Origin of the sequence: Ferroglobus sp., from assembly GCF_015521575.1 — an archaeon.
Classification (GTDB): domain Archaea; phylum Halobacteriota; class Archaeoglobi; order Archaeoglobales; family Archaeoglobaceae; genus Ferroglobus.
Window position 1 is genome coordinate 1 of record NZ_WANY01000218.1, and the last position, 2,528, is coordinate 2,528.

Below are 2,528 nucleotides of genomic sequence, written 5' to 3' on the forward strand. Positions count from 1 at the left end.
AGTCTTCCAGAGGAGAGGGAAATTAGCCTCGTTAAAACAGCACCCCAAAGCAAATCAATTATCTGTCTCGTTTCCGCAGCTTTTGCAAGATTTACGTTTATTCTTCCCGGAGAAGAGAATGCCTTCCTAATCTCCTCGGGAGTTACTGCGGAGAACTTAACCCTATCAATCCTCACGTTAGGATTCACCCTCTTTATTATCTGAACAGCCTCAAGTCCTATGAGCTCTCCCTCCCTATCGTAATCCGTGGCAATAGTCACCCTGTCAGATTCCTTGGCGAGTTCCTCAAGCAGCTTGACTATCGACTTTTCCTTGACAACCCTAATTATCCTCGCGTTCAAGAGAGAAGTCAATTCCACTCTCTTCCAGTCGTTGTATTCGGGAGGAAAATCGTACTCGACGACGTGTCCTTTTAAACCCACAACGCAAGCGTCACCGTTCAGGTAATAGTTTACTCCGTACTTCTTTTTAACCTGAAAACTCCCAAAAAGTATCTGAGCAATCCTTTTTGCTGTCTGATTCTTCTCCGTTACAATCAACCACACGCAACAGCTATATTGCTTCGATGATATTAACCTTTTGTGAGAATCTGCTTCAGGGTAAAAGAGAGTAGAAAACCCCTGAGCGGATTTTTGGTAACGCCAAACGGAGTTCTTCACGTTAAAGGGTGCGTAGATGTTCCGGAAGATGTTCTGTCAAAGGGTTTCATATTCAGAGGCGAGTACAAGGGTAGAGAGTTCGAGTACCGCTTCGAAGACGTTTTCGACGTCGTCGAGCTTTCAGAAAAAGAGCTTCTTTTTGAAGCGAGCGAACTTGACTTAAAGCTGATAGAACAGCTAATTTTCCACAAACTCAACGAATTTAGAGAAGACAATAATTTAAAACCCCTAAATTGGAGCGAGAGAGTTGCTGAGGTTGCAAGGGAGAAAAGCATGTTTCTCGTGAACGAATTTTCCCACAGCTCTGGAAAAAACGCCTACGATTTGCTGAGAGAAAGGGGAATATACTTTTTGACTGTTGGAGAGAACATCTACAGAATTTCCGGATTGAAATCAACGGTGAACGAGGAATTCATAGCAGAAAGATGCGTCGAAAGCTGGAAGAGAAGTAGAGGGCACAGAAAAGTCATGCTCGAAGATTTTAGCCACGCCGGAGTTGGATGTTTCGCAAAAGGGAAAAGCGTGTACGTAACGTTGATTGCAATTCTAAACAATTACACAATTTCATCTTCCTTCAAAAAAGGTCAGGAGATATTCATCCAGCCAGTTGACGAGGAATTCGAAGGAGTTGTGAAAGTGAGGGTTCGCACCGCTCCAAAAAACTGCTTCGAGGTAGAGGGTAAGGAGCTTTACGGCAAGGATGATGTTATTGTTGTGAAAGTTCTGAGAGATTGCGAAGGAGTAATCGAGATAGAGTATCCCCTTTAGATTAAGCTTTAATAGAATTTCCGGTAAGTTGATTCGATGAAGAAAAAGGTCAGAGTCGTGGGGTTTGATGACAGCTTCAAAGGTGATGACTGCTACTTGGTGGGATGCGTTACCGAATCGCGTTACGTCGAGGGCTTCATGGTGGAGAAAATTTCGGTAGACGGTTTCGATGCGACTGAAAAAATCGTAAAGATGATATCGAAATCGAAGTTTAGAGAACAGCTGAAGTGCGTATTTCTAAGCGGAATAACCTTTGGCGGGTTTAACGTCGTCGATATCGAAGAGGTTTACAAAAAAACGGGGGTTCCGGTAGTCGTGATCATGAGAAAGAAGCCAAACATGGAGCGGATAAGAGAAGCGATAAAAAACGTTTCCATGCCGGAAATAAGAATGAAGTTTTTCGAAAGAGCTGGGGAGATTTATGAACTCGGTAACCTTTTCGTTCAAATCAAGGGTTGCGATCTCGATTTTGCAGAAGAGGTCATAAAAGAAACAACAGCAAAGGGTAACGTTCCAGAAGCTTTGAGAATAGCCCATTTGGTAGCTTCGGCTATAATACACGGAGAGAGTAGAGGGAAAGTTTAAAAATTAAATTTTAATCGTCCAACTGCTTTTCTCGCTGTAAACGTGCACAGTGCAAGCCAAACACAGATCGAAGCTGTGTACAACTCTTATTACGTTCCACTGATCCTCCTCGCTTATGGGAGTTCCTATCAGAGCTTCTTCGAGCGGACCCATCTGATCCTTCGAATCTCTTGGTGAAACGTTCCACGTTGTTGGAGCGATCACCTGATAGTTTTGAATTACTCCACCTCTAATCTTCACCCAGTGTCCTAAGGCACCTCTTGGAGCTTCCCTCAGACCTACTCCGTCCCCGTCGTTTATCTCGTACTTCACGTAAGCTTTCTTGCCAGCGTAGTCCTTCAGTTCGAGCAAGAGACTTTCGAGGTAATCGATAAGCACGAGCTCCTCCTGAATCCTCGCTATGTTTCTTGCCAAGGCATTTGAAGCTGTCCTCCCTCCGGCGAGATTCTTCCTCAAGTCGAGTGGATCCCCGACCTCCCATCCGTCTCTGTATCCCTTTGCCACCATTCTTGGAAG

General features: G+C 44.4%; 4 protein-coding genes. 2 read left to right on the forward strand and 2 right to left on the reverse strand.

Annotation, left to right across the window (positions count from 1 at the left end):
- Positions 1 to 545 (reverse strand): toprim domain-containing protein (locus F7C14_RS08690; RefSeq protein ID WP_290901904.1); only part of this gene is annotated, 545 nt, incomplete at its 3' end.
- 36 nt (positions 546 to 581) lie between these two features.
- Between F7C14_RS08690 and F7C14_RS08695 the strand changes: the two genes are divergently transcribed.
- Complete coding sequence (locus tag F7C14_RS08695; RefSeq protein WP_290901907.1) at positions 582 to 1,427, forward strand: CAP domain-containing protein; 846 nt, start codon at positions 582 to 584, stop codon at positions 1,425 to 1,427.
- A 36-nt stretch (positions 1,428 to 1,463) separates the two neighbouring features.
- A complete protein-coding gene (locus F7C14_RS08700; RefSeq protein WP_290901910.1) occupies positions 1,464 to 2,012 on the forward strand; it encodes a DUF99 family protein in 549 nt (182 codons plus the stop codon).
- Positions 2,013 to 2,015: 3 nt separating this feature from the next.
- Here the strand turns inward: F7C14_RS08700 and F7C14_RS08705 are convergent.
- A partial coding sequence (locus tag F7C14_RS08705; protein WP_290901912.1) for a nickel-dependent hydrogenase large subunit occupies positions 2,016 to 2,528 on the reverse strand: 513 nt, incomplete at its 5' end.